Source organism: Octadecabacter antarcticus 307 (assembly GCF_000155675.2).
In the GTDB taxonomy this organism is placed as follows: Bacteria; Pseudomonadota; Alphaproteobacteria; order Rhodobacterales; family Rhodobacteraceae; genus Octadecabacter; species Octadecabacter antarcticus.
On the sequence record NC_020911.1, the window covers coordinates 1,593,550 to 1,615,764 of the forward strand.

General features: G+C 56.0%; 23 protein-coding genes. 6 read left to right on the forward strand and 17 right to left on the reverse strand.

The genetic code is table 11. The features are described 5' to 3' along the window. Nucleotides 1–5: 5 nt before the first annotated feature. The 12 genes from OAN307_RS08190 to OAN307_RS08245 form a co-directional block, all read right to left on the reverse strand. On the reverse strand, nucleotides 6–815 hold the full coding sequence (locus tag OAN307_RS08190) for an ABC transporter permease (protein ID WP_015499313.1): 810 nt from the start codon (nucleotides 813–815) through the stop codon (nucleotides 6–8). Next, nucleotides 815–1,699, reverse strand: coding sequence for an ABC transporter permease (locus tag OAN307_RS08195; RefSeq protein ID WP_044043429.1), 885 nt, complete (start codon nucleotides 1,697–1,699; stop codon nucleotides 815–817). Before OAN307_RS08195 ends, OAN307_RS08190 begins: the two co-directional genes overlap by 1 nt. A gap of 114 nt (nucleotides 1,700–1,813) precedes the next feature. Then, entirely contained in the window at nucleotides 1,814–2,554 is a 741-nt protein-coding gene (locus tag OAN307_RS08200; RefSeq protein WP_015499315.1) for a transporter substrate-binding domain-containing protein, read from the reverse strand. A 31-nt stretch (nucleotides 2,555–2,585) separates the two neighbouring features. Further along, nucleotides 2,586–3,350: a substrate-binding periplasmic protein gene (locus tag OAN307_RS08205; protein WP_015499316.1), complete on the reverse strand. Its 765-nt coding sequence runs from the start codon at nucleotides 3,348–3,350 to the stop codon at nucleotides 2,586–2,588. Next, nucleotides 3,347–4,117 carry an ABC transporter ATP-binding protein gene (locus OAN307_RS08210; protein ID WP_015499317.1) on the reverse strand — a complete coding sequence of 257 codons (771 nt, stop codon included), beginning with the start codon at nucleotides 4,115–4,117 and terminating at the stop codon, nucleotides 3,347–3,349. The genes OAN307_RS08205 and OAN307_RS08210 overlap by 4 nt, the downstream gene beginning before the upstream one ends. Nucleotides 4,118–4,205: 88 nt before the next feature. Then, the gene (locus OAN307_RS08215; RefSeq protein WP_015499318.1) at nucleotides 4,206–4,937 is read right to left on the reverse strand and encodes a phosphate/phosphite/phosphonate ABC transporter substrate-binding protein; all 732 of its coding nucleotides are present in this window, start codon (nucleotides 4,935–4,937) and stop codon (nucleotides 4,206–4,208) included. Nucleotides 4,938–4,960: 23 nt separating this feature from the next. Next, the gene (locus tag OAN307_RS08220; RefSeq protein WP_015499319.1) at nucleotides 4,961–5,398 is read right to left on the reverse strand and encodes a tellurite resistance TerB family protein; all 438 of its coding nucleotides are present in this window, start codon (nucleotides 5,396–5,398) and stop codon (nucleotides 4,961–4,963) included. Nucleotides 5,399–5,545: 147 nt separating this feature from the next. Then, a complete protein-coding gene (locus OAN307_RS08225) occupies nucleotides 5,546–5,974 on the reverse strand; it encodes a tellurite resistance TerB family protein (RefSeq protein WP_015499320.1) in 429 nt (142 codons plus the stop codon). 37 nt (nucleotides 5,975–6,011) lie between these two features. Continuing rightward, a complete protein-coding gene (locus tag OAN307_RS08230; protein WP_015499321.1) occupies nucleotides 6,012–6,782 on the reverse strand; it encodes a 23S rRNA (adenine(2030)-N(6))-methyltransferase RlmJ in 771 nt (256 codons plus the stop codon). A 97-nt stretch (nucleotides 6,783–6,879) separates the two neighbouring features. Next, nucleotides 6,880–8,523, reverse strand: coding sequence for a CTP synthase (locus OAN307_RS08235; RefSeq protein ID WP_044043430.1), 1,644 nt, complete (start codon nucleotides 8,521–8,523; stop codon nucleotides 6,880–6,882). Nucleotides 8,524–8,753: 230 nt separating this feature from the next. Next, a complete protein-coding gene (gene secG, locus OAN307_RS08240) occupies nucleotides 8,754–9,122 on the reverse strand; it encodes a preprotein translocase subunit SecG (protein ID WP_044043431.1) in 369 nt (122 codons plus the stop codon). Between the two features lie 83 nt (nucleotides 9,123–9,205). Then, nucleotides 9,206–9,604, reverse strand: coding sequence for a DUF6524 family protein (locus OAN307_RS08245; protein ID WP_015499324.1), 399 nt, complete (start codon nucleotides 9,602–9,604; stop codon nucleotides 9,206–9,208). Nucleotides 9,605–9,745: 141 nt separating this feature from the next. Between OAN307_RS08245 and OAN307_RS08250 the strand changes: the two genes are divergently transcribed. Then, nucleotides 9,746–11,041, forward strand: a complete 1,296-nt coding sequence (locus OAN307_RS08250) for an adenylosuccinate synthase (RefSeq protein WP_015499325.1) — start codon at nucleotides 9,746–9,748, stop codon at nucleotides 11,039–11,041. Nucleotides 11,042–11,090: 49 nt separating this feature from the next. Continuing rightward, on the forward strand, nucleotides 11,091–11,321 hold the full coding sequence (locus tag OAN307_RS08255) for a DUF2842 domain-containing protein (protein ID WP_015499326.1): 231 nt from the start codon (nucleotides 11,091–11,093) through the stop codon (nucleotides 11,319–11,321). 212 nt (nucleotides 11,322–11,533) lie between these two features. Here OAN307_RS08255 and OAN307_RS08260 read toward each other — a convergent pair whose 3' ends face one another. After that, nucleotides 11,534–13,816 (reverse strand): hypothetical protein, encoded by a 2,283-nt coding sequence (locus OAN307_RS08260; protein ID WP_015499327.1) that lies wholly within the window; start codon nucleotides 13,814–13,816, stop codon nucleotides 11,534–11,536. Nucleotides 13,817–13,954: 138 nt separating this feature from the next. Between OAN307_RS08260 and OAN307_RS08265 the strand changes: the two genes are divergently transcribed. Further along, on the forward strand, nucleotides 13,955–14,641 hold the full coding sequence (locus OAN307_RS08265) for a thiamine diphosphokinase (RefSeq protein ID WP_015499328.1): 687 nt from the start codon (nucleotides 13,955–13,957) through the stop codon (nucleotides 14,639–14,641). Here the strand turns inward: OAN307_RS08265 and OAN307_RS08270 are convergent. From OAN307_RS08270 to OAN307_RS08280, 3 genes are all read right to left on the reverse strand, one after another. After that, nucleotides 14,586–15,491 (reverse strand): DMT family transporter, encoded by a 906-nt coding sequence (locus OAN307_RS08270; RefSeq protein WP_044043432.1) that lies wholly within the window; start codon nucleotides 15,489–15,491, stop codon nucleotides 14,586–14,588. The genes OAN307_RS08265 and OAN307_RS08270 overlap by 56 nt on opposite strands. A 32-nt stretch (nucleotides 15,492–15,523) precedes the next feature. Beyond that, a complete protein-coding gene (locus OAN307_RS08275) occupies nucleotides 15,524–16,465 on the reverse strand; it encodes a DMT family transporter (RefSeq protein WP_015499330.1) in 942 nt (313 codons plus the stop codon). A 71-nt stretch (nucleotides 16,466–16,536) separates the two neighbouring features. Beyond that, nucleotides 16,537–17,601: a TauD/TfdA family dioxygenase gene (locus tag OAN307_RS08280; RefSeq protein WP_044044567.1), complete on the reverse strand. Its 1,065-nt coding sequence runs from the start codon at nucleotides 17,599–17,601 to the stop codon at nucleotides 16,537–16,539. Nucleotides 17,602–17,802: 201 nt separating this feature from the next. On the opposite strand from OAN307_RS08280, the gene OAN307_RS08285 reads away from it, so the two are divergent. Continuing rightward, nucleotides 17,803–18,009, forward strand: coding sequence for a hypothetical protein (locus OAN307_RS08285; RefSeq protein WP_144055535.1), 207 nt, complete (start codon nucleotides 17,803–17,805; stop codon nucleotides 18,007–18,009). Nucleotides 18,010–18,243: 234 nt separating this feature from the next. Here the strand turns inward: OAN307_RS08285 and OAN307_RS08290 are convergent, their stop codons facing one another. After that, nucleotides 18,244–19,617 (reverse strand): L-serine ammonia-lyase, encoded by a 1,374-nt coding sequence (locus tag OAN307_RS08290; RefSeq protein ID WP_015499332.1) that lies wholly within the window; start codon nucleotides 19,615–19,617, stop codon nucleotides 18,244–18,246. A gap of 185 nt (nucleotides 19,618–19,802) precedes the next feature. Here OAN307_RS08290 and rpiA point away from each other — a divergent pair, with 185 nt between their 5' ends. Both rpiA and gor read left to right on the forward strand, forming a co-directional pair. Continuing rightward, nucleotides 19,803–20,591 carry a ribose-5-phosphate isomerase RpiA gene (rpiA, locus tag OAN307_RS08295; protein WP_044044568.1) on the forward strand — a complete coding sequence of 263 codons (789 nt, stop codon included), beginning with the start codon at nucleotides 19,803–19,805 and terminating at the stop codon, nucleotides 20,589–20,591. Nucleotides 20,592–20,803: 212 nt separating this feature from the next. Beyond that, nucleotides 20,804–22,174: a glutathione-disulfide reductase gene (gene gor, locus OAN307_RS08300; protein WP_015499334.1), complete on the forward strand. Its 1,371-nt coding sequence runs from the start codon at nucleotides 20,804–20,806 to the stop codon at nucleotides 22,172–22,174. Nucleotides 22,175–22,215 lie beyond the last annotated feature (41 nt).

The following is a 22,215-nucleotide window of genomic DNA, read 5'->3' on the forward strand; positions in this document are numbered from 1 at the left end:
GTTGATCACCGAATAATTTGAGGGCGAAAGCGGAATTTTGGACGCTGGGCGTCTTGCGGCAAATGGCTGTTCAGACGGCGCCCGATGCGGCCCATGATCGCAATTATGACCAACGTCAAAAGGATGAAATAGAACGCAAGAATGGGGTAGGGCACGAAGGGGTTGAACGTCTTGTCGGCAAAGAAACTTGCGTAATATAGCGCGTCGCCTTTTTGCCCCCATGCGGGAAAACCGCTGAAATAGACCAGTGTGGTGGAGTGGAATAGAAAGATCGCTTCGTTGGTGTAGGCGGGCCATGCAAGACGCAGCATTGTTGGCCAGATCACACGGCGAAACCGCGACCATCCGGACAGGCCGAAGGCGTCGGCGGCTTCGGTATCGCCCTTGGGGATGGATTGCAGCGCGCCGTAAAAAATTTCGCCAGTATAGGCGGAGGTGTTGAGGAACAACACAATCAGCGCGCCCAGCCATGCGGCGGTGAAGGGGTCGAAAAAGGCGTATTGGCCTTTGAGGGACAGGAAGAAGAAATAGGCAAAGAAGAACTGGATAAACAATGGTGAGCCGCGAAACAGGAAGATGAACCATTCGGATGCTTTGCGGATCACGGGGTTTCGCGCGGCTTTGCCCACTGCCACGGCGGTGGCGAGAAAGAAGCCTGACAACAGCGCAACAACGCCGAAATACACATTCCAGATCATCCCCGATCCGATCAGCGTGAATTGCTGACACAGGGTGAAATCGGTGCGCGGCAGCAGGCGTTCGCCGTAGCCGATAGAGCGGAATGCGTAATCCGCGATGGTGTCCAGACATTCCATTATACGGCCGCCTTGCGCTGTGCTTCGCCGCCTGACGTTGCTTGGCCGCGGGTGAGGCGGTGCATGGTGCGTTCAAGAACGAGTTCGGACAGTTTGGTGAAGGCGAGGTAAAACACCAGCAGCGCGAGGAAATACCACATACGCCAATCACCGTGCGGGTAGGCGGTGAATTGCGGTGTTTTGGTCGCCCCGAGTTCGCGCGCCCAATAGACAATGTCTTCGACGCCAAGCAGGAACAACAGCGGCGTCGCCTTGATCAGCACCATCCACAGATTTCCCAATCCCGGCAGTGCGTAGACCCACATTTGTGGCACAATGATGCGCCAGAACGTCTGACGACGGGTCATGCCGTAGGATTCGGCGGTTTCGACCTGCGGACGCGGCACCGCACGCATGGCGCCAAGCAAGACGTTGGCGGCAAACGCGCCAAACACGATGGCAAAGGTGAAAACAGCCAGAAAGAAGCCGTAGGTTTCGTGCATCCATTGCGGCGAATTACCCAGCGGCATTTTCGCCGCCGTACAGACGATGAAATCATTGCCTTGGCGAACGGCGTCCGGCCAGTCTGGACATTTGATTTGGTGGCGCAAAAGTTCGATGCCCTGATCCAGTGCGATGACGAAGAACAGGAAGAACGCAATATCGGGCACGCCGCGCACGATTGCGATGTAGGCTTTTCCGAGCCACGACAGCGGCAAAATCCGCGACCGTGCGGCCATAGCACCACCCATGCCGAACGTCATAGCAAGCGGGGCGGTGATGGCGAGGAGCAAAAGAACGGTGCCAAACGACACATAGAACCCCATGTGCTTACCTGTGGTCAGGTAGCAGGCGAGCCATCTAGTGGTTTCTAGGGTGCTGGGGTCGGCGCAAAATTGGAAAATGTTAGGGCCTCAGTTAAATGATGGGCCTCGGGGTTGGCGGCGGATTGAGTTGTATTTGCCAAGATGAAGAGGGAGGCGCGCCCCGCCTAATGAGGGCAGGGCGCGATTTAAAACTTATTCAAACGTGGACGCGACTTCCCACTTTTCGATCAATGTATTGAGCGAGCCGTCGTCCTTCATGGACTGGATCGCTGCATTGAAGGTGTCACGCAATTCGGTGTCGCTTTCGCGGATACCCATGCCGACGCCGCCACCAAGCATGATTTCTTGCTCAAGCATCATCAATTCGCTCTGGCCTTCCAAAGCTGCTGCTAAGAAGGATTTGTCCGCAAACACCGCGTCTGCTTCACCTCCGCGTACGGCTGCGAGGGTTTCTTCGGGTGTTGCGAATTCTACCAGCGTCCAGCCTTGATCCGCAATGTATGCTGCCTGAATGGTGCCGGTTTGTGCTGCGACAACACCTGCTGCTGGATCAACATCCATGGCCAATGCCAAGAACGATGTTGGGTCGGCTGGCGTGTACGCCATGGTGAAATCGATGATTTCATCGCGTTCGTCGGTGACGGACATGCCGGCGATGATTGTGTCGTAGTTGCCGGACACGAGGTTGGGAATAATGCTGTCCCATTCGTTCGTGACCCACTCGCAGGTCAATTCAGCGCGTGCGCACAACTCATCGCCAAGCTCACGCTCAAAGCCGTCGACTTCGCCAGCGTCGTTGATGAAGTTCCAAGGGGCATACGCGCCCTCAGTGCCCATGCGCACAACAGAGTGCCCGTCGGCCATGGCTGCTGTGGTCAGCGCCATTGTGGATGTCAGGGCGACCGCAGCGGTCGTCAGGATAAGATTTTTCATCGGTATCTCCCAGTTTTGAGTGTTATATCTTTTAGGTCAACGCATCTAAGCTTGGACAGCGCGCGATCACATCGCCCAGATCGTCGCCCAACCACCTTAAATGTATCTGTCCCAGTGTTCCATCTGTAGATAACTCTGCCAATAGCGTGTCAAGCACGACAAGCAGGGATGGGTCGTCTTCGGAAACACCCAGTACCGAGCCGCCGGAAAAGGTCGGATATCCGCCGACATCGTAAAGCCCGTCGCGGCTTTGCGCGAGGTCAACCATGTTGCCAGAACCAAAAACCACATCCACATCACCAGCAACCAGAGCATCGAGCGCGGCTGCTTCTGTCGGGTAGGCGCGTACGTCACGATTGGCCCGTTCCATCGCATCTTGAAAAAGTGACTGATCCAGCGCCCCGATCCGCGATGTGATGAGGTCAACCTGTTGGTTTTTGGCGATGAAGTGGCCGTTGCTGTCGCCACGAAGCACATAGGGACAGGTGAAATCGACGAGCGCTTCGCGGTCTGCCGAATAGCCGAAACCACCGGTCACCACGTCGACATCGCCTCGCGCAAGCGCTTGAAATATATCGCCCATCGGTAGATCAACCCAAATGCAGTCAAAGCCACCGCGCGTGCAGATTTCGTCCATCAGATCTTTGTCGAGACCGGTGGTGCGTTCGGTTCCGGGGTTATAAATGTAGGGCGGATAATGCCCGCCCGTGGCGATCCGCAGGGTATCGGCCGAGGCGGTGCCCGCAAGGAGCGCAAGGAGGGCGGCCAATCCTTTAATATGGGCCAGTCCCTTCATGCAGGAACGGTCGCCGACAAGAACCCGCGCAAGCGTTCGGAGTTCGGGTTCACGAACAGGTCTTCGGGTGGGCCCTGTTCTTCGATCAGGCCTTGATGCAAGAACACGACATGATCCGAAATTTCGCGTGCCATGCGCATGTCGTGGGTGACGACCAGCATGGTGCGGCCTTCGGCTGCCAAGTCTTTGATGACTTTGACGACTTCCTGTTCCAATTCCGGGTCCAGCGCTGACGTTGGTTCATCAAACAACAGCGCCTTGGGTTCCATGCACAGCGCGCGCGCGATGGCGGCGCGTTGTTGTTGGCCACCTGACAGCATCGCGGGATAGGCATCGCATTTGTCGCCAATGCCAACCTTTTCGAGGTACTTGCGTGCCGATGCCTCGACCTCAGTGCGATCCCGTTTCAGCACTGTGACAGGGGCTTCCATCACGTTTTGCAAGATCGTCATATGCGCCCACAAATTGAATTGTTGAAAGACCATGGACAGGTTCGTGCGAATGCGGATCATCTGGGCGTGATCGCCGGGGTGACGTGCAAGGCCGCGACCCTTCCATGTCACAGGTTCACCGCAGAAAATCACGTCGCCCTGCTGGCTGTCCTCAAGCAGATTGGCGCAGCGCAGCAGCGTGGATTTGCCAGACCCGGACGATCCGATCAAACTAACCACATGACCTTGTGGGGCTGAAATATCGACACCCTTGAGCACTTCGAGCGCGCCGTAAGCCTTGTGAAGATTGCGAATTTCGATGACTGGGTCGGTCATAATGCCTCATACGATTTATTTGGACGAGTAAGGCGCAAATCGAAGGCGGTTGCAACGGGGGTTTAACAACGCGGGTTTAACACGGGCTTTAGGGGGCGGCTGGCAAGGGGATGTCGTAGGCCCTGTCAGGCAGCACTGCCAAAGCGCGCAAACCTAGTATGTTGGCGTGATCGGGCGCCAGGTTTGCAATCGCAGTGCGCAAGGCGGCACGGATCGGTTCGGGATCATTGGTGTTGGCTGTGACGAACGTCATCCCGGGTGAGAGCGTGGTGCGATCAATCACGCAAAGTTCAGCGGTGCGCTTTTCCCACGCTTGCAGCATCCGCCACGTCACTGCGTCAATTGCCGCAAGGTCCGCGCGCCCGTCCGCCACGGCCAACACGCTGTTGATATGGGCACCTGTGCGCAGGGTTGTGTGAAATGTCAGCCCTTTGGCCGTGATCGCTGCCAGCGGCGCGCCCCAGCCGGAATGCGACAGAGCGTCGCTATAGGCAAATCGTCCCAGCGTGGCTGGCGCAAGACCGCGTGCGGCGTCAGCTTTGCGTACCACAAACACCGAATAATAATAACCAGCAGGCGTGTCGGGCAGGCCGTAATCGGCGCATCCAATGCGGGTGACATGATCGCGAAATTTTGCACGGTATGGCAGGTTGCAGATCTGGCCGAGCAGCAGGTCATCGCGGCCCCAGCCAAGCACATAATCGGTTTTGCGGTCCAGTTGCGCTGCGCCGTAACCCAATGCGCCGCGTACACCAGACCAAAGCGCGTCATGCGCTGCACGGTTTTCGGGGCGGTCGTACATCGGCAAACGCGCGAACATTCCAGCGACCTTTCCAGGGATCTTTAACGTGACATAACCCGCAGGCGTGCCTTGTGACTGTCTTGGTCCGTAACGCCGAGGAGGGGCGCGACCATCCGCAGCATCGCGTCTTCGTGGTCGTCGCGCACACCGTCAACCAGAACGACGGACCACAACGCCTCAATCACTGCTTCGCGGTCTTCATATGGAACGGCGTCCTTAATGGCGCGGGTAAAGCGGACGGTGTCGGGTGCTTCAGTTTCGGCAGTTTCGCACTGCGCGCGCAAGGTGGCGGCATCGGTTTTGCAAAGCCCATAACGTGCCATCATGACTGCATCAATCTGCGCGATTTCATCTTGGTCATACGACCCGTCGGTTCGGGCCAAACGAACCAACAAAGCGCCAAGCGCTACGCGCGCGTCGGCATCGGCAAGGGGGGCGGGGTCGGGCGCGGTAAGACGCTTAAACAAATCAGCAAACATGGATAGTGATATAGGAGGCCCGGCGCAAAAGGCCAAGCCTAGTTTACGTGCGATACATTTGGATTATACGCATTGGGCACGACACATTCACGAAATGCGCGTATTGTTGTAGAATGCGCGTTAAGCGCGACGATCTCGAAATACGCGTTAAGCGCGTAATGCCGCCGCTGATTCTGGCGACATGCCGAATGTCTGCGTCGCAATGGCCACAACCTGTATTTCGGCGTCATGGCGTTGCCCATCGGAGTCCACGACCTTCCACAGCGCACTTACTAGCCCGTCACGTTCACCGCTCGTAACTTTGCACGACAGGATATGCGCCAATTCACTTGTATCGGGCATCGCGGCCTCAAGCTTTTCACATTCCGCACGCATCCGCGCAGCCTCAACCGCGTTCAGATTATAAAGATCAGCCAGCAGATGGTCGATTTCTTCAATCTCTTGAAAAAGATAAGCGCCGTCTGCCTTGGCGACCCGCACCAACAAAGCACCGAGTGCATGGCGCGCATCGGCTTCCGGCATGCGGGTGAAGTCAGCCGCAGGGGCGCAAAGAAGGGCAAGAATACGTTCAAACATTAGGTTAACTTAGGCATGTTAAATATTCCTGCAAGCCTCAAAGCTGCGCGAATTGTTTTCCAAGGTTTGCGAGTTCACCATCAAGCCCCCAAGGGGCGTTCACCACGACCAATCCCGACCCCACCATCCGGTGGCCGGTGCGGGCCGGTTCGAAATAGACTTCGTGGTTCAAGGTATTCGGTAGGCTGCGCAATATCGCTGATCTCATCGTGCGGTGGCGAGCATCTGTAAGGATTGGATACCAAAGCATTAACACGCCAACTGGCCAGATCTTGGCGATCTTGGCGAGGTGGTTCGGAATGGCGACGTAATCATCCTTCACCTCATAGGACGGATCAATCAACATTAGGCCACGACGAGGTGTTGGCGGGCACATGGAGTAGGCCAATTCGAACCCGTCGATGGCATGGACATGCGCACCTGGGACTGCATCATAAAGCCCCTCGAATTCTTGCGGATGGAGCTCTGCGATATGCAAAACGTCATCGCCGCGCAAAAGATGCGATGCGATCCAAGGGCTGCCCGGATAGGATGTCGCACCGTTCTCAGCCCGACATGCCGCCAGCGTGGACGCGTAGGGGTGCTCGGTGGCAAACCAAGGTTCTGCCACCGTAATACCCGCCGCGGCCTCACCTGTTTTGACAGCCTCATCAGCGCCCAAATCATACAGTCCCCGTCCACCGTGGGTTTCAATATAGCTCAGCGGTTTGTCCTTGCGGGTCATGTAGTCCAACACCCAAGACAATGCGGCATGTTTGTGCACATCCGCCAAATTGCCTGCATGATAAAGATGTTGATATGACAGCATCACACGCTCCTCTTACCCTTGTCTTTGTCTCAAAAATATCCCGGGGAGTCCGGAGGACGGGGCAGCGCCCCAGAATGATTGGCTGGCTCAGTTGACCTTAAACCAATCGGGAAGATTCCACAGCCGCGCGGACAAAATCTGCAAACAGGGGATGCGGCGCAAAGGGCTTGGATTTCAATTCGGGGTGGAATTGCACACCGATGAACCACGGATGACCTGTCCATTCAACGATCTCTGGCAGTTTGCCGTCCGGTGACATTCCCGAAAAACACAGGCCCGCCTCTTCGAGTTGGGCGCGGTATTTCGTGTCGACCTCATAGCGGTGACGGTGGCGTTCTTCGATCGTCAGGCTGCCATAGATTTCTGCGACCTTCGACCCGGCGGTCAGCGTCGCGTCATAAGACCCAAGGCGCATGGTTCCGCCTTTGTTGTCATCGGTCTTGCGTTTAATCTTGGCATTGCCCTGCACCCATTCTTTCAGGTGATAGACGACAGGTTCAAACCGCTTTTTGCCAGCTTCGTAGTCGAATTCTTCCGATCCTGCGTCAGCCATTCCCACGACGTTGCGCGCGGCTTCGATGACCGCCATTTGCATGCCCAGACAGATGCCAAAATACGGAATTTTGCGGGTTCGGGCGAACTCGGCTGCTTTGATTTTACCTTCGGTGCCGCGTTCGCCAAATCCACCGGGCACAAGGACCGCGTGGAACCCTTCAAGGTAGGGGGCGGCGTCTTGGCTGTCGAACACTTCGGCGTCGACCCATGATACGTTGACTTTAACGCGGTTGGCCATGCCGCCATGTGTCAGGGCCTCTTTGAACGATTTATAGGCGTCTTCCAACTGGGTGTATTTGCCGACAATCGCGATGTTCACTTCGCCGTCGGTGGTGTGAATGCGGTCGTAAACGTCGTTCCAAATCTGCAAATCGGGCTTGGGTGCGGGTGAGATATTGAACGCATCCAGCACAGCCTGATCCAGACCCTGTTTGTGATAGGCGAGCGGTGCTTCATAGATCGATTTCAGATCATAGGCCGCGACGACAGAGTCTTTGCGCACGTTACAAAACAGCGCAATCTTTTCGCGTTCTTTCTCGGGAATCGGGTGTTCGGATCGGCAAACCAGAATGTCTGGCGCGATGCCGATGGATTGCAATTCTTTCACCGAGTGTTGCGTCGGTTTGGTCTTCAATTCACCGGACGCTGCAAGGTAGGGCAGCAACGTCAGGTGCATGAAAATGCATTGCCCGCGCGGTTTGTCATGGCTGAATTGGCGGATCGCCTCAAAAAACGGCAGACCTTCGATGTCGCCCACAGTACCACCGATTTCGCACAGCATGAAATCAACTTCGTCTTCGCCGATATGTAGGAAGTCTTTGATTTCGTTGGTGACATGGGGGACCACCTGAATGGTTTTGCCCAAGTAATCGCCGCGGCGTTCTTTTTCCAGCACGTTGGAATAAACCCGTCCTGAAGAAATGGAATCCGTATTTCGCGCTGGCACGCCCGTGAAGCGTTCGTAATGGCCAAGGTCCAAATCGGTTTCGGCACCGTCATCGGTGACAAACACTTCGCCATGTTCAAAGGGTGACATCGTGCCGGGATCAACGTTCAGGTAGGGGTCTAACTTGCGCAAGCGCACGGAAAATCCGCGCGCTTGTAACAACGCACCCAGCGCCGCGGACGCGAGTCCCTTGCCCAGCGAAGACACCACACCGCCTGTGATAAATACGTAACGCGCCATAGATCAGGAGTCCCCTGTGAAACTGGCCTTCCAAATGAAAGACGTTCTAAATTGTGTGGATAACACCCCGATAGCAGCAGGCCAAAACGCATGTATCACGGGATTGAATGTTAAGCGGATTCGGGGGTAATTGGCAACCAAGTCCACCAAAATGGATCAAATGAATCGCAATATAGAGTTGATACCGTCACTTACACCGCAAAGTGTAGTGGCCCCACAACCTGTCCTAGCTAGTCGGCGTCAGGAACCAGTGGTTCGTCGCTGGAGGGTGTCACTACTGGGGGCAACAGGCTTCCGGCCCCACTTGGCGCATCTGACGATTGTTCAGAGCTTGGCAGCAGAGCATCGCCGCCGACCACGGATGCATCGCTGGCCTTTTGTGCGGACAGGATCGTCAGCGCCAATGAAGTACAGATAAATGCGACCGCCAGAACCCAAGTCACTTTGCCAAGGGCCGTTGCAGCAGAGCGGCTGGACATCGCGCCACCGCCACCGCCGCCGCCAATTCCAAGCCCGCCACCTTCAGAACGCTGCAGCAAAACCACACCGATCAAAGTCAGCGCGAGCAGTAGGTGAACGACAAGAACAACATTTTCCATGTGACATAGACCTTTGGCGGAAGAACGAGTGGTACTTAGAAGCGAAAGGGGCATCCCGCAACCCCTCAAACCACGCTAATGTGTCAGTCGTCCACATCATCCATGTCGGCTTGCCCTGAAAGGCGACGACGCACGTGCGACCAGCTTAGCCCGATGCCAAGCACAAAGGACAAAACCACCAAGGCAACCCATGTGTTGGCGGTCGGGTTTTCAAAGCTCATCCAGCCCAGATCATAGGCGACCCAAAGCATGGCCCCTGTCACCGCAGCCACCAGCATCATCCCCACAACACCAATTGAGCGCAGGGTAGCGCGCACGTAAATGATGTAGCCAACGATCAGCAACAGTCCAACCAGCACCGCAATCGATAGATTGTCAGCGCCCGATGTCATGACCCAACGCGAATAGGTCCAGTCCGTCGGGTTGTAGGTCGCCGCCAGCAAGATAAATGCAAAGATCCAGCGCAGTAGAAAACCAGCCATAATGTCCCTCGAAATCAAGATTTGGGGAGAAGATGGCGGCGCGGCGGCGCGCTGTCCAGTGCACCACACCAAATGCCCGCTTTCCCCGCTAGGTGTGATGTCCTATGACGGGCACGGATTTTACCGATTGGGATCGAAGATATGGCGAATGTAGTGGTTGTCGGCGCACAGTGGGGCGACGAAGGCAAAGGCAAGATTGTCGATTGGCTGTCAGAACGCGCCGACGTGATTGCGCGATTCCAAGGTGGGCATAACGCTGGCCACACGTTGGTGATCGACGGTAAGGTTTACAAATTACACGCGCTGCCATCCGGCGTTGTGCGTGGTGGCAAGTTGTCGGTCATCGGCAACGGGGTCGTGCTCGACCCTTGGCACCTGATGAAAGAGATCGCGACTGTGCGCGCACAGGGCGTTGAGATTAGCCCCGAAACGCTGATGATCGCCGAAAACACGCCGCTAATCCTGCCAATGCACGGCGAACTTGACCGTGCCCGCGAAGAAGTCGCAAGCAAGGGCACCAAGATTGGCACCACCGGGCGCGGTATTGGTCCTTGTTATGAAGACAAAGTCGGTCGTCGCGCCATTCGCGTGGCTGATCTGGCTGATCCCGCCACGCTTGAGGCGCGCGTGGACCGTGCGTTGCAACACCACGATCCGCTGCGCAAAGGTCTGGGCATCAAAGCCGTGGATCGCGATCAGCTGATTGCTGATTTGCAGGCGATTTCGGCCGAAATTTTGCCGTTCGCCGCCCCCGTCTGGAAAGTGCTGAACGAAAAGCGCAAAGCAGGTAAACGGATTTTGTTTGAAGGGGCGCAGGGTGCGCTGCTGGACATTGATTTCGGAACTTATCCGTTTGTGACATCGTCAAATGTGATCGCGGGGCAGGCGGCAACGGGTGTTGGCGTTGGACCGACTGCGATTGATTTCGTGCTGGGCATCGTCAAAGCCTACACCACGCGGGTCGGTGAAGGTCCGTTTCCAACAGAGCTCGAGGATGCAGACGGCCAGATGTTGGGCGAACGTGGCCATGAATTTGGCACCACGACAGGGCGAAAACGCCGCTGCGGGTGGTTTGATGCCTGCCTGTTGCGCCAGACTTGTGCGACATCGGGCGTGTCAGGTATCGCGCTGACGAAGTTGGATGTTCTGGACGGGTTCGAGACGTTGAAGATTTGTGTCGCCTACGATCTGGACGGCGAACGTTTGGATTATCTGCCGACGGCTGCCGATCAACAGGCCCGTTGCACGCCGATCTACGAGGAAATGAAAGGCTGGTCCGACAGCACCGAAGGCGCGCGATCCTGGGCGGATTTGCCTGCCGAGGCGATCAAATATGTGCGCCGCGTAGAAGAATTGATCGACTGCCCCGTCGCGCTATTATCTACGTCACCGGAACGCGAAGACACGATCCTCGTGACGGACCCGTTCGCCGATTAGAGCCCGCTTGTTGCCGATTAAAGCCAACTCGCTGATCAAAGGAAGTCAAATGGCCCTTTCCCTCAAAGCCCGAAAACGCTGGTCTTTGGTTATCTTATTGGTGGGACTGCCGATCTATGTGGTGATCGCCGTGAGCACGATGAACTGGCTTTACCCCGACCCAGTGGCACGCGCGCCGATCTGGCTCGAATTGGCCATATATGTTGGCCTTGGAGTGCTGTGGGCGGTGCCATTAAAATTTATTTTTATGGGTGTTGGACAGCCTGATCCGGACGCGTAAAGGATCTAACGGAGCCGCTGCGCGGCGCGTGTATTCTTGGTGCGTTTGGCGCAGTGAGCCCCGCGCGATGAGGGCACATTTGTTTTGACCAAGAAAGCCTGCGGCGCTGGTATTTTAGAACCAAAGAAGGTGTTTAACATCGTAAAAACGGCGCGAAATCGAAACCTTCGCACCGGTTTGGAGTATCGTTTTTGAGTGTCACGTTGCTGCGTTTAGCTGGCGCGGCGTTCGGGGTTGTAGCGGCTGTCGTGTGCCACTTGGAACCGCCCATTGCGCACTTTGGTAAAGCGGCCAGCGCGCAACAGGTCGGCAAAGCTGCGCAACCCATCTTCGCGGTTGAATTCGCCGATCGCCACTGACCGCACACGGCGCAAGATTTGTGGGCGGGAGAATTCATCCGCACCTTCAACGAAGGCGGTGTAGGCGGCTGCTGCTTCGAGAAGGTCAGGCAGTTCGGTTGCGCCCATGTTGTCAGCGAATTCAGCAAATGATCCTGTGGCCTGCGCTTTGACGTCGTTCCTGAGGGTGGCGACACGGCGTGGCACCACTGGAGCCGTAGGACCGCTTTGTTTATCAGCATCCTCTAAGTCGATGCGCTGGGCAGCTACCAGTTTGAGCGGTGCCAGACGCGGTCGCTCTGTGCGGGTATTTGAGCGCACAACAGGACGCGGGGCGGCGCCGGTGTCTGAACTTTCTGGACGAACGGCCACATACAGATCATTGCGGAACGCGTTTTCGATGTCTTGGTTATCGTCCTCGGGTTCACCCACTTGACGGGCGGCTTCTTTGGCGGCAACGGCGGCTTTGAGTTGCGAAATTGCGTCACGGCGACGGCTGCCTTCGGGTTCTTGCATCTGCGCGTCAGATTCAGACATCAGGCGATCAAGTGCTGCGTCGTCAACCTGCGGTTCTTTGGCGTGGAAGGCATTTTCAGGCACGTCCTCGTCGGATAAGCCGCCTTGGGCAATTATTGCGGCGGACTCAGTATCTGCCGTTTCGCCGTCTATCGCATCGACAACATTGACGTCTGTATCTTCGTCGTTTGCGGCGTCATTTACGCGGTCGTCAGGATCAGCGGTCTCGTTTGTAGAACTGGCTGCATCACCGTCCGAATTGCTAGTTTCATCGTCAACCAAACGGGCCGAGGGCGTTTCAACTGCTAGATTGCTTTCGAAATCCGCCTTGATTGCGGCCAGATCGTCTGCGAAATCGGCATCGTCGATATTTGGCATATCGGTGTCGGTGAAATCGCTGTCTTCAAGATAATCGTCGAGGTCTTCAGCGCCATCCAGTAGGCCCAGATCGGGGCCCGCATCGGGAGACGATGCCTTGGCTGGCGCACCCATTTCTCCTCTTTGAACGGCGGCGTCGAAATCGGCGCGCTTGATGCGGATCACACGGGCTTTCGATTGATCCTGAGGTTGTGCTGGGGTTTCTTCCGCAGCCACATCGGGGGCGGTTTCAGCAGCCTCGGTTTGCGGTTCAGCGGCCGTCTCATCTAGGTCGGACTGGTGTGCCATGACGCGGGCGAGCATGTCTGAGCCGTCTTTGTCCTGCTCGTCAGTCGTGTCTGATGAAGCTGTCTCGTCCTGCTTACCAATCTCCTGCGATGCAGCTGTGCCAGTTTCGGCACTGGACTCCGCATCATCTACCTTGGCTTGGGGGGCGTCGAAATTAGCAATTGGATCGGTCGTTACCTCAATCTCGTACTCGTCATTTTGGTCGACGTCCGCCAGGTCCGGTGTTTCGGTCTGTGGCAAGAATTGCTCTGATAAATCATCTGTGGTGGCGTTTTTGGCGTCGTTTGTGTTGCCGACGACAGCGCGGATGCGCTGCAGTTTTGCGGCGAGACTGTCGGTGTCTGGATGGACAGGCAAAGGGACGGCTGCAACGGGGGGCGCTTCAGGGGCTGTTTCGGTCGTGCTCTCGGGGGTGTCGTGCGCGGTATTGTCTGATTTTGTGTTGTTTGATTCCTTAGCACCAGCGTTAGCTTTTGCCTCAGAGTTAACGACGAGGTCATCGTGAGTATCCGCATCAGCTTTGGCGTTTGCATCCGTATCTGCGTCGGCTTTGGCAGCCTTTTCAGCTTTGCGGGCGGCTTTTGCGGCGGCTTTAACTTTGGCCTTTTCAGCCTTGTGGGCAGCTTTTGCGGCTTTACGTGCAACGTCAACTTTTGCGCGGGTGTCGGCGTCGTGCCCTGTGTCAGACGCGTCGCCTGCATCGTTTGATTGATCGCTGAGGGCGGCTGCGCGCAATACGATGCTGCTACCGTCGGTGTGGGCTTCGACGCCGCGCGAAATCTCACGCCCAGCGATCTGGGCCAACATTTCGGCGTCAGGGGTCGGGGGTTCCGCCCCGAAATATCGATCGTCTAAGGCCAAACCTCGAAAATATTCCGCAATTGCTTTCATCGTACTGAAAGAATCATCGAATCCTTCAAGTGTGCACGAGAAAGTGCCGTAGGAGACGGTAAGAATTTTGCTTGGTCCAACCATTATGTGTTCGCTTTCTACTCATCCAGTGACAGTCTATTTACCATCAATTGGTTCGCAATCCGGAACAGAACCGTGTTGAAATAGGTATCATTTTGTGACCTTTTCAAGGAACGTATCCAAAACTAGGGGTAATAAGACGTGAACCAGACGATTGTTTCAAGTGCGACACCAATCACATTGATCGGTGGGGCAGACCCTGCAGCAGATATTCTTACTGTCGCGTTAAAATGGGGCGAAACGGTGGTCTGCGCCGATGGTGGAGCCAATCACGCGCTGTGGGCCGGATTGAGCCCTGTTGCGGTGATCGGCGACATGGATTCCATATCGGATACGGCGCGGGATGCCTACAGCGATGTTTTGCACCCGATCAAAGAACAAGACAGTACCGATTTTGACAAGTCGTTGCGCAGCATTGCGTGTCCTTTGATACTGGGTGCTGGTTTTAGTGGTGCGCGGCTTGATCACGAATTGGGATCGATGACAGTGTTGGTGCGCCACCCTGATCGGCGCTGCATTTTGATCGGCGATGAGACAATCACCTTGCTATGCCCGCCACAGATCACGCTTAATTTGCCAAAAGGCAGCGCTGTGTCGCTTTATCCTATGGCAGACGTGGGGTGCGAAAGTGCCGGATTGCGCTGGTCGACCACTGGATTGCGATTTGCGCCGGACAATCGAATCGCGACGTTGAACAAAGTGGATGGCACGGTAACGCTGCGCCCTGATGCGCCAAAGATGCTGTTGATCCTGCCCCGTGCAGCGCTGGATATTACTGTGCCGGCAGTGTTGCAGGACGACGCGATATGGCCCGCTCGCGCGCAATAACATAAAGCCCTGCGGTAATCGTGATGCAAATGCCCACGGCGGCCAATCCATTGGGCAGGTCGCGAAAGATTAAATATCCGATCACGGTGCCAATCGGAATTTCGAGGTATTGCATCGGTGCGAGGGTGGCAGACGGTGCGAACCGCAGCGACCACGTCATCAGCAGATGAGCGACTGTCCCCATGCACCCAAGAATAACGAGGAGTAGCCAAGCGCTGTCAGGGATCGGCCTGATCGCCAAAAGTTGTGTGTTTGGCAATGCGATCATCACCAGCCCAACGACAGGCACGGCCATGACACCGGACAGGGCCTGCAATCCGATGGGGTCGACGTCTTTGGCAATAGCCCGTGTGACCAGCATGAACAGCGCAAACACCACCGCGACTCCAAGGGGCAGGAGTGCGGGCGGACCGACTTGTACGAAATTTGGCTGAACCACCAGTAACGTACCAACAAACCCGACAGCACAGGCCGCAAGCCGGTGCGGGCCGACGTCTTCGTTCAGGTAGACCTTGCCAAGCAGCAGCATAATAAACGGCATGACGAACGCGATTGCGATCGCGTCGGCCAGTTCGAGATATTGGAGTGATGAAAACATCAACGTAATGCCCGCGATATGCAGCACAGTGCGAATGGCCGTCAGCCGGATGAGACGCGCACCCTTTGGCATCGGATATTTCAGGAGCCAGACCAACGGGAGCAGCAAGCCAGCCTGGACTGCGAAACGCACCAGTACCAGAAATCCGACTGACAAATCGTCGCCCAGCACCTTGGCCATCGCGTCTCCAAGCGGTGCCAACACGCAAAAGCCGAGCATGAGCAGGATACCAAGGAAGGGACGGTCGATCATCGGGCCAAGATATGCGCGGGCGCAGCGAAGGTCTAGATGGGGGCATGAGGCAGCGTCGTTATTCGCGACGTGACCCGTTCGCGGTGAATCATATAAAGCCCCGCGCCCATGATCAGCACAATCCCCGCCAGCGCCAGTGTGTTTGGAAACTCCGCAAACACCAGTAAGCCCAGCACCGTCGCCACAGGAATTTCAAGGTATTGCATTGGTGCCAGTGTCGACGAGGGCGCGAGGGTCAAACCGTAGGTCATCATCATATGGCTGATCGTGGCAAAGAACCCGACACCGAGCAGCCAGAGCCAATAGATGCCTTGCGGCCAGACCGGATCAAGTATGGCAACACCGGTTCCATTTGCGATCCAAACGACAGGTAGGCACATCAGCGACGCAATCAGGCCAGTGTGAAACTGCATCATCACCGGATGCAGCCGCCCGCGCAAACCGCGCGTCACCAACACATAGCCCGCAAAACACACCGCCGTGCCAAGCGGGTACAGCGCAACGGCCCCAAAAGTGACAAATGACGGCTGGATCACCAGAACGACCCCCGAAAACCCAACACCTGCTGCTGCAATGCGGCGCGGGCCGACGTCTTCGCCAAAGGCATATTTACCGACCAGCATGACGATGAACGGTTCGATAAACACAATCGCCAGCGCATCGGCCAACGGCATGACCCGAATGGCGGAGATGAAAAAGAACGTCGACAGCACCAGAAGGATCGCCCGCACGGTCAGCAATCCCAGCCGACCGTTAAATCTGAACGACAATCCCATGGCCAAACAGAACGGCAACATTAACCCGACCTGCACCAAAAAACGCGCCGCTGTGATCTGCCCGACAGGGATGACGTCCGACGCAAGCTTGGCTGCAACGTCCAACAACGGTGCGGTCAGGCAAAAGCCCATCATCAGGGCAACGCCCAGCATGATGCGATCTGGCGTTGTATCGGAGGAGGTGGTCTGAGTGGTCATGATCAGCGCATAGCGATAGGGCGGTCCCGCGTCAGGTCCAAAACCGACACCTGTGGATTAATCATGGGCGTTTAATCCAGCGGCGCGTTTAGGGATGTTTGTGCTGTGATGATCCCACCACGATTGCCGATCTCAATCGAGCCGTAGCGTTCACCAAACACGTCCGGCAGCGCGCGATCGTTTGGCATCGACAGCCACAGGCGCAACAGATGACGGCGTTTGTTGGGGTCGGGCCAGTTAGATTTAGGCCAGTCGGTGAATCCCGTGCGGTCGTGCAATTGACTGTGGTTATAAACGAACAGCATATCGCCGGGTTGCAGCTGCATGGACAGGTGCAAGTCTGGATCGTTGGCAAGGCTGTCAAACAGATCAAGCGCTTCGATATGCTGATCCGTCAATCGCGGCGCACCCGCGAACCGTTGGGCGCTTTCAATATATTGGCGCTGATAAAACACCGTCAAATTGCCATCGTGCCAGTTCAGTACGGGTATCCGCATGAACGGGTCCGCGCCGTCGGGAATTTCACCACGACGGTCGGTCGCAATCGGGTCAAACAATAGCGCTAGCAGGTCAGGGCGCTGGGCGGCCATACGGTTGGCGATGGTTTGCGCACTGACCAGAAGGGACATACCACCAACCTGCGCCTCACGCAGACACAATAGACCAACGACGTCTGCGCTATCGGTGTGGAACGTCTGGCGGTCGGCGGTCTGGTAGATACGCGTGGTCGGATCGTTTGCATCAACGCCGATGTTGCGCACATGGCCAAGAATATGTCCGGCGGCGTTTTGCGACCGCGCACGGCCAAGATGTGCGCCGATGCCGCAAAAGATCGTGGCGGCGGTTTCTTGGGTGTAACTGCTGACAGGAAGGCCGCGCAAAACCTCAAACCCGCGTCCATGAAGCAGCGTTTCTGACAGGGTTTTGAGGTGGGCGGCAAAGTTTGGCAGCGGGAATGTGTCCGCCGCGATCTCCCCCACATCGCGGCCCTGCGACAGGTAGTGCGCGGCGGCGGTTTCAAGTCCGCTGATTTGGGCGGGTGTTAGGTGGATCAGCCAGTCGGTTTGACGCGCAGTCATGTCGCGACCAAGCCACGCAGCGGCACCAGTGAAGGGGGTGGGGAGGGGATGTGTCATGAGTTTCATGATTAGCCAATACATCCTATGTTAACCATAGAAATGGCAAACAGAATTGGTTCTGATGGCGGAAAGAAACAAGAATTGGGCAGGTCGTGATTGGATTTCCAGTTTCAACAAGGCCAATTTTAACATGATGGGGTTCGGGTGAGTTTTTTAATACGAAAAGGGTGCGAAACTGATGGACCCGCCGGTATCGTCATGCTGCGTAGATCAATTGCAGAGTTGTGCAAAGCTGATCACCACGATGATAAACAAGTCGTTGCAGACTGGAATGCGAGCAAAACAGAAGCCGCATGGAACGCGTGGATCGCGCGTGAAGATGCGACTGTGATTGTGGCTGAACGGGCTGCGCAAATTCTTGGTGTGGGAATGGTCGATGATATAGGAGAAATCTTATTAAATTAGTTCAGCCCTGACGGTCGATTTTCCGGGATCAGTAAGGCGATTGTTGCCGTCTTGGAAGTCATTTGCCGTAGAAACGGTAACACTGCATGTTTTCTCGAAAGCACTGAAAAAGCAAAGCGATTTTATGAAAGCTGCGGTTATAATGCGCCGCAAAAATCTAACCTAATATACCATAAGGCCCTGTAATTACATGTGCTTGGGTCTGATAAGCTTGTGAAATAGCCCCTTTGACGTTCAGCAATTCGGCACGTTCACCGCCAAGCCACCCAGCGCCGTTTCTTTATATTTATGGGACATATCAGCCCCCGTCTGGCGCATGGTTTCAATCGCTGCGTCGAGCGGCACGAGATGCGTTCCATCACCGCGCAGGGCCAGAGACGCGGCAGACACCGCCTTTATTGCACCCAACCCATTGCGTTCGATGCACGGCACCTGCACCAGTCCGCGCACGGGATCGCAGGTCATGCCGAGGTGATGTTCCAGCGCGATTTCAGCGGCGTTTTCAATCTGTTCGGATGTGCCGCCCAGCACTGCGCACAGGCCTGCCGCCGCCATCGCAGCAGCACTGCCGACTTCGGCCTGACAGCCCGCTTCCGCGCCACTGATCGAGGCATTGAATTTCACCAAGCCGCCGATTGCCGCCGCCGTCAGCAAAAAGTCGGCGATCTTGCTGGCTGACGCGTTGGGCACATGGTCGATATAATAACGGATCGTGGCAGGGACGACGCCTGCTGCGCCATTGGTGGGGGCCGTGACGACCTGCCCGCCGGCGGCGTTTTCTTCGTTCACGGCCATGGCATAGGTCGACATCCAGTCGTTGATCGTGTGGGGGGCTGTTTGGTTCATGCCGGCTTCGGCCAACAGCGCATCATGGATGCCTTTGGCGCGGCGTTTGACGAACAATCCACCGGGTAAAATACCGTCCGTCACCAGCCCGCGTTCAATACAGTCGTTCATCACTTGCCACAGCCGGTCCAGCCCTGTTTTGAGGTCGGCGCGACTGATCCGGCTAAGTTCATTTTCGCGCTTCATGTCGGCGATGCTCAGCCCGCTTTCTGCGGCCATATCGAGCATTTCTGCCGCACTTTTAAACGGGAACGGCACTGGTGCGCCGTCGTCTGTGTCAGCCCCAGATGCCAGTTCATCAGCGGTCAAAACAAAGCCGCCACCGATGGAATAATAGGTCACCTGCGTGACCGCGTCGCCCTGCGCATCACAACCTTTCAGGATCATGCCGTTGGCGTGGCCCGACAGCGCAGGACCGTAGTCAAATTCAAGATCCTCTTTGTGATGGAACGTGAGTTGGCCAAGGCCAACCGGTTCGACCCAGCCGTCAGTGGTGATCCGCGCCATTTCCGCGTCAGCTTTGTCGCGGTCATAATCATCCGCGCGAAACCCAGCGAGGCCAAGGATCGTGGCGCGATCGGTCGAATGTCCAACACCGGTGAACGCCAGTGATCCATGCAGCGACGCCTTAAGGCCCGCGACCTTAAACGGCTGCGCGCGCAGGTGATCTAGGAACCGCGCGGCCGCGACCATGGGGCCAATGGTGTGCGATGATGACGGGCCAATACCCACTTTAAACATATCGAAGACGGAAAGGAACATAATACGGGCCTTGATGATTTTCAGAGTACCTTATGAGTTTGACGACGTTTGTCCCATTGGAAAACGACACATCGACAGGCGTTTCCGGGGGGGGGCTTCAGCAAATTCTAATGCAGGGGTCGCACCATGGGGAAGGCCGTTCTATAAGGGCTGCAGCATCGATTCATCTTGCAGGAGCTACGCCTATGTCGTTCGAACTGTCCCCCATCGACAAAGCCAAATTTGTCGCCGCCAAACAAGCGACCCAATATGTGCAAGACGGTATGAAAGTTGGCCTTGGAACAGGGTCCACCGCCGCGTGGTTGGTTAAGTGTCTGGGCGAGATGGTTGAAAAAGATGGTTTGAAAATCAAGGGTGTACCGACATCTACACGGACCGCAGAACTGGCACGTGACGTTGGTATTGATGTTATTTCACTGGACGAAGCCAAGTGGTTGGACCTGACAATTGATGGCACGGATGAATACGACGGCAATCTGAATTTGATCAAAGGCGGCGGCGGGGCGTTGTTGCAAGAAAAGATTGTGGCCACTGCAAGCGATCAGATGATTGTGATCGCAGATGCGTCCAAGCAGGTAGAAACACTGGGACATTTTCCTCTCCCGATTGAGGTGATTCCGTTCGGCTGGCAGACCACGAAGACCTTGGTTGAAGAAACGCTGATCAGCATGGATGTGCTGGGACGCCAAGTGTCGCTGCGCATGAACGGTGATGCGCCCTATTACACCGATGAGGGCAATCACATCCTTGATCTGCACCTGAACAGGATTGGAAATTCGCGGCAATTTTCGCTTGTTATCAACCAGATACCGGGCGTAGTCGAAAACGGATTGTTCATCGATATCTGTGACATTGTCGTCATCGGCTACGGTGATGGCCGCGTCAAAGTGCGCGATATCAATGCCGGATCAGTTGAGGAAAGCCGCATCGAATTCGTCGAGACTGATAACCTGTTTGCCGATCTCAACGACTAGATCGCAACAGGCGTGAGAACGGGCCCCAATTAATTGAAAATAAGCTATTTTAACGGTTTTGAATAAAATCTAACGGTTAAGAATGTGCTGACGCTCGCGTGCGCGTGACTGGTCATCGGCGCGTGGCTGTGATTTATCCAAAATCGAAAAACTTGACCTCGATTTAATCCTTGACTTAATCCCTTCCTGACCTCCGCTGAAAGGCCAAAGCCATGTCCGATTTTGACTACGATCTTTTTGTAATCGGTGGCGGGTCTGGCGGCGTTCGTGCTGCGCGGGTCGCGTCCGCTACGGGCGCGAGGGTCGGGCTCGCCGAAGAATTCCGCATGGGTGGGACCTGCGTGATCCGCGGCTGCGTTCCCAAAAAGTTGATGGTCTTCGCATCCGAATACCAAGAAATGTTCGCGGATGCGCGCGCCTACGGCTGGGACGTGCGCGATGGCACGTTTAACTGGCCGACGTTTCGCACGCATTTGAACGCGGAACTGGACCGGCTGGAAGCGGTTTACCGCAAGATGTTGGCGGGATCAGACGTGACCATTCACGATGCCCGCGCCACCGTGACGGGCACCCATGAGGTGACGCTGGCGGATGGTACCAAATTTAGCACCAAGCATATCTTGGTGGCAACAGGTGGCCGGCCGGTTTTGCCGGATATGAAGAACGCCGAGCTGGGCATCACCAGCAACGACATTTTCCTGTTGCCTGAGTTGCCAAAGAAAATCCTGATTGTTGGTGGCGGTTATATTGCCAGTGAATTCGCCTGCATTCTCAATGGCCTTGGTGTTGAAGTGACGCAGTTTTATCGTGGTGCGCAAATCCTGCGCGGCTTTGACGATGAAGCGCGCGGGTTGGTGTCAGAGATGATGATTGAGAAGGGCGTTCATTTGCATTTGGGCACCAACGTGCTCGAGATGGAAAAGCAGGATGCCAAAGATGGCGGCGGCATTTGGGTCAAATGCACAAATGGGTCTGAAATGGTGTTTGATCAGGTCATGTTTGCCACAGGGCGCACGCCCAATACGGACGGGCTGGGGCTTGAGGCCGTCGGCGTTGAGGTCGGGCGCAGGAACGAGGTTGTCGTTGATGACTACAGCCAGACCAAGGTGCCTAGCATTTATGGGATTGGCGATGTGACCAACCGTGTGCAGCTAACGCCAGTGGCGATCCGTGAGGCGATGGCATTTGTTGAGACCGTTTTTAAGGGCAATCCAACGAAGATCGATCACGCGCTGATCCCATCGGCGATTTTCACCCAACCAGAGATGGGCACGGTGGGATTGAGCGAGGAAGACGCGCGCGAGCAAGAACAGATTGAGGTTTACGCCGCATCTTTCCGCCCGATGCAAACTGCCTTTGCAAACCGCCCCGACCGCGTGTTGATGAAGCTGGTGGTGTCCAAAGCCACGCGAAAGGTGTTAGGCTGCCATATTGTCAGCCCGCATGCGGGTGAGATGATCCAGCTGGCGGGGATTGCGATCAAGATGGGGGCCACAAAGGAGCAATTTGACGCGACCTGTGCGGTGCATCCGACGATTTCTGAAGAATTGGTAACGATGCGCGATCCGGTGAGGTCAGCATGAATGTACCGCTTGAATAATGAGCCCAAAGGCACATTTATAAG

Coding starts and splice junctions, on each gene's coding strand:
- secG (WP_044043431.1), bottom strand. CDS start 9,122: ATGGAAAATGTTGTTCTTGTCGTTCACCTACTGCTCGCGCTGACTTTG.
- OAN307_RS08280 (WP_044044567.1), bottom strand. CDS start 17,601: ATGACACATCCCCTCCCCACCCCCTTCACTGGTGCCGCTGCGTGGCTT.
- OAN307_RS08285 (WP_144055535.1), top strand. CDS start 17,803: ATGCTGCGTAGATCAATTGCAGAGTTGTGCAAAGCTGATCACCACGAT.
- OAN307_RS08255 (WP_015499326.1), top strand. CDS start 11,091: ATGGCCCTTTCCCTCAAAGCCCGAAAACGCTGGTCTTTGGTTATCTTA.
- OAN307_RS08230 (WP_015499321.1), bottom strand. CDS start 6,782: ATGCTGTCATATCAACATCTTTATCATGCAGGCAATTTGGCGGATGTG.
- OAN307_RS08225 (WP_015499320.1), bottom strand. CDS start 5,974: ATGTTTGAACGTATTCTTGCCCTTCTTTGCGCCCCTGCGGCTGACTTC.
- OAN307_RS08250 (WP_015499325.1), top strand. CDS start 9,746: ATGGCGAATGTAGTGGTTGTCGGCGCACAGTGGGGCGACGAAGGCAAA.
- OAN307_RS08235 (WP_044043430.1), bottom strand. CDS start 8,523: ATGGCGCGTTACGTATTTATCACAGGCGGTGTGGTGTCTTCGCTGGGC.
- OAN307_RS08215 (WP_015499318.1), bottom strand. CDS start 4,937: ATGTTCGCGCGTTTGCCGATGTACGACCGCCCCGAAAACCGTGCAGCG.
- OAN307_RS08290 (WP_015499332.1), bottom strand. CDS start 19,617: ATGTTCCTTTCCGTCTTCGATATGTTTAAAGTGGGTATTGGCCCGTCA.
- OAN307_RS08220 (WP_015499319.1), bottom strand. CDS start 5,398: ATGTTTGCTGATTTGTTTAAGCGTCTTACCGCGCCCGACCCCGCCCCC.
- OAN307_RS08270 (WP_044043432.1), bottom strand. CDS start 15,491: ATGATCGACCGTCCCTTCCTTGGTATCCTGCTCATGCTCGGCTTTTGC.
- OAN307_RS08205 (WP_015499316.1), bottom strand. CDS start 3,350: ATGAAGGGACTGGCCCATATTAAAGGATTGGCCGCCCTCCTTGCGCTC.
- OAN307_RS08190 (WP_015499313.1), bottom strand. CDS start 815: ATGGAATGTCTGGACACCATCGCGGATTACGCATTCCGCTCTATCGGC.
- rpiA (WP_044044568.1), top strand. CDS start 19,803: ATGTCGTTCGAACTGTCCCCCATCGACAAAGCCAAATTTGTCGCCGCC.
- OAN307_RS08200 (WP_015499315.1), bottom strand. CDS start 2,554: ATGAAAAATCTTATCCTGACGACCGCTGCGGTCGCCCTGACATCCACA.
- OAN307_RS08210 (WP_015499317.1), bottom strand. CDS start 4,117: ATGACCGACCCAGTCATCGAAATTCGCAATCTTCACAAGGCTTACGGC.
- OAN307_RS08260 (WP_015499327.1), bottom strand. CDS start 13,816: ATGGTTGGACCAAGCAAAATTCTTACCGTCTCCTACGGCACTTTCTCG.
- gor (WP_015499334.1), top strand. CDS start 20,804: ATGTCCGATTTTGACTACGATCTTTTTGTAATCGGTGGCGGGTCTGGC.
- OAN307_RS08245 (WP_015499324.1), bottom strand. CDS start 9,604: ATGGCTGGTTTTCTACTGCGCTGGATCTTTGCATTTATCTTGCTGGCG.
- OAN307_RS08275 (WP_015499330.1), bottom strand. CDS start 16,465: ATGACCACTCAGACCACCTCCTCCGATACAACGCCAGATCGCATCATG.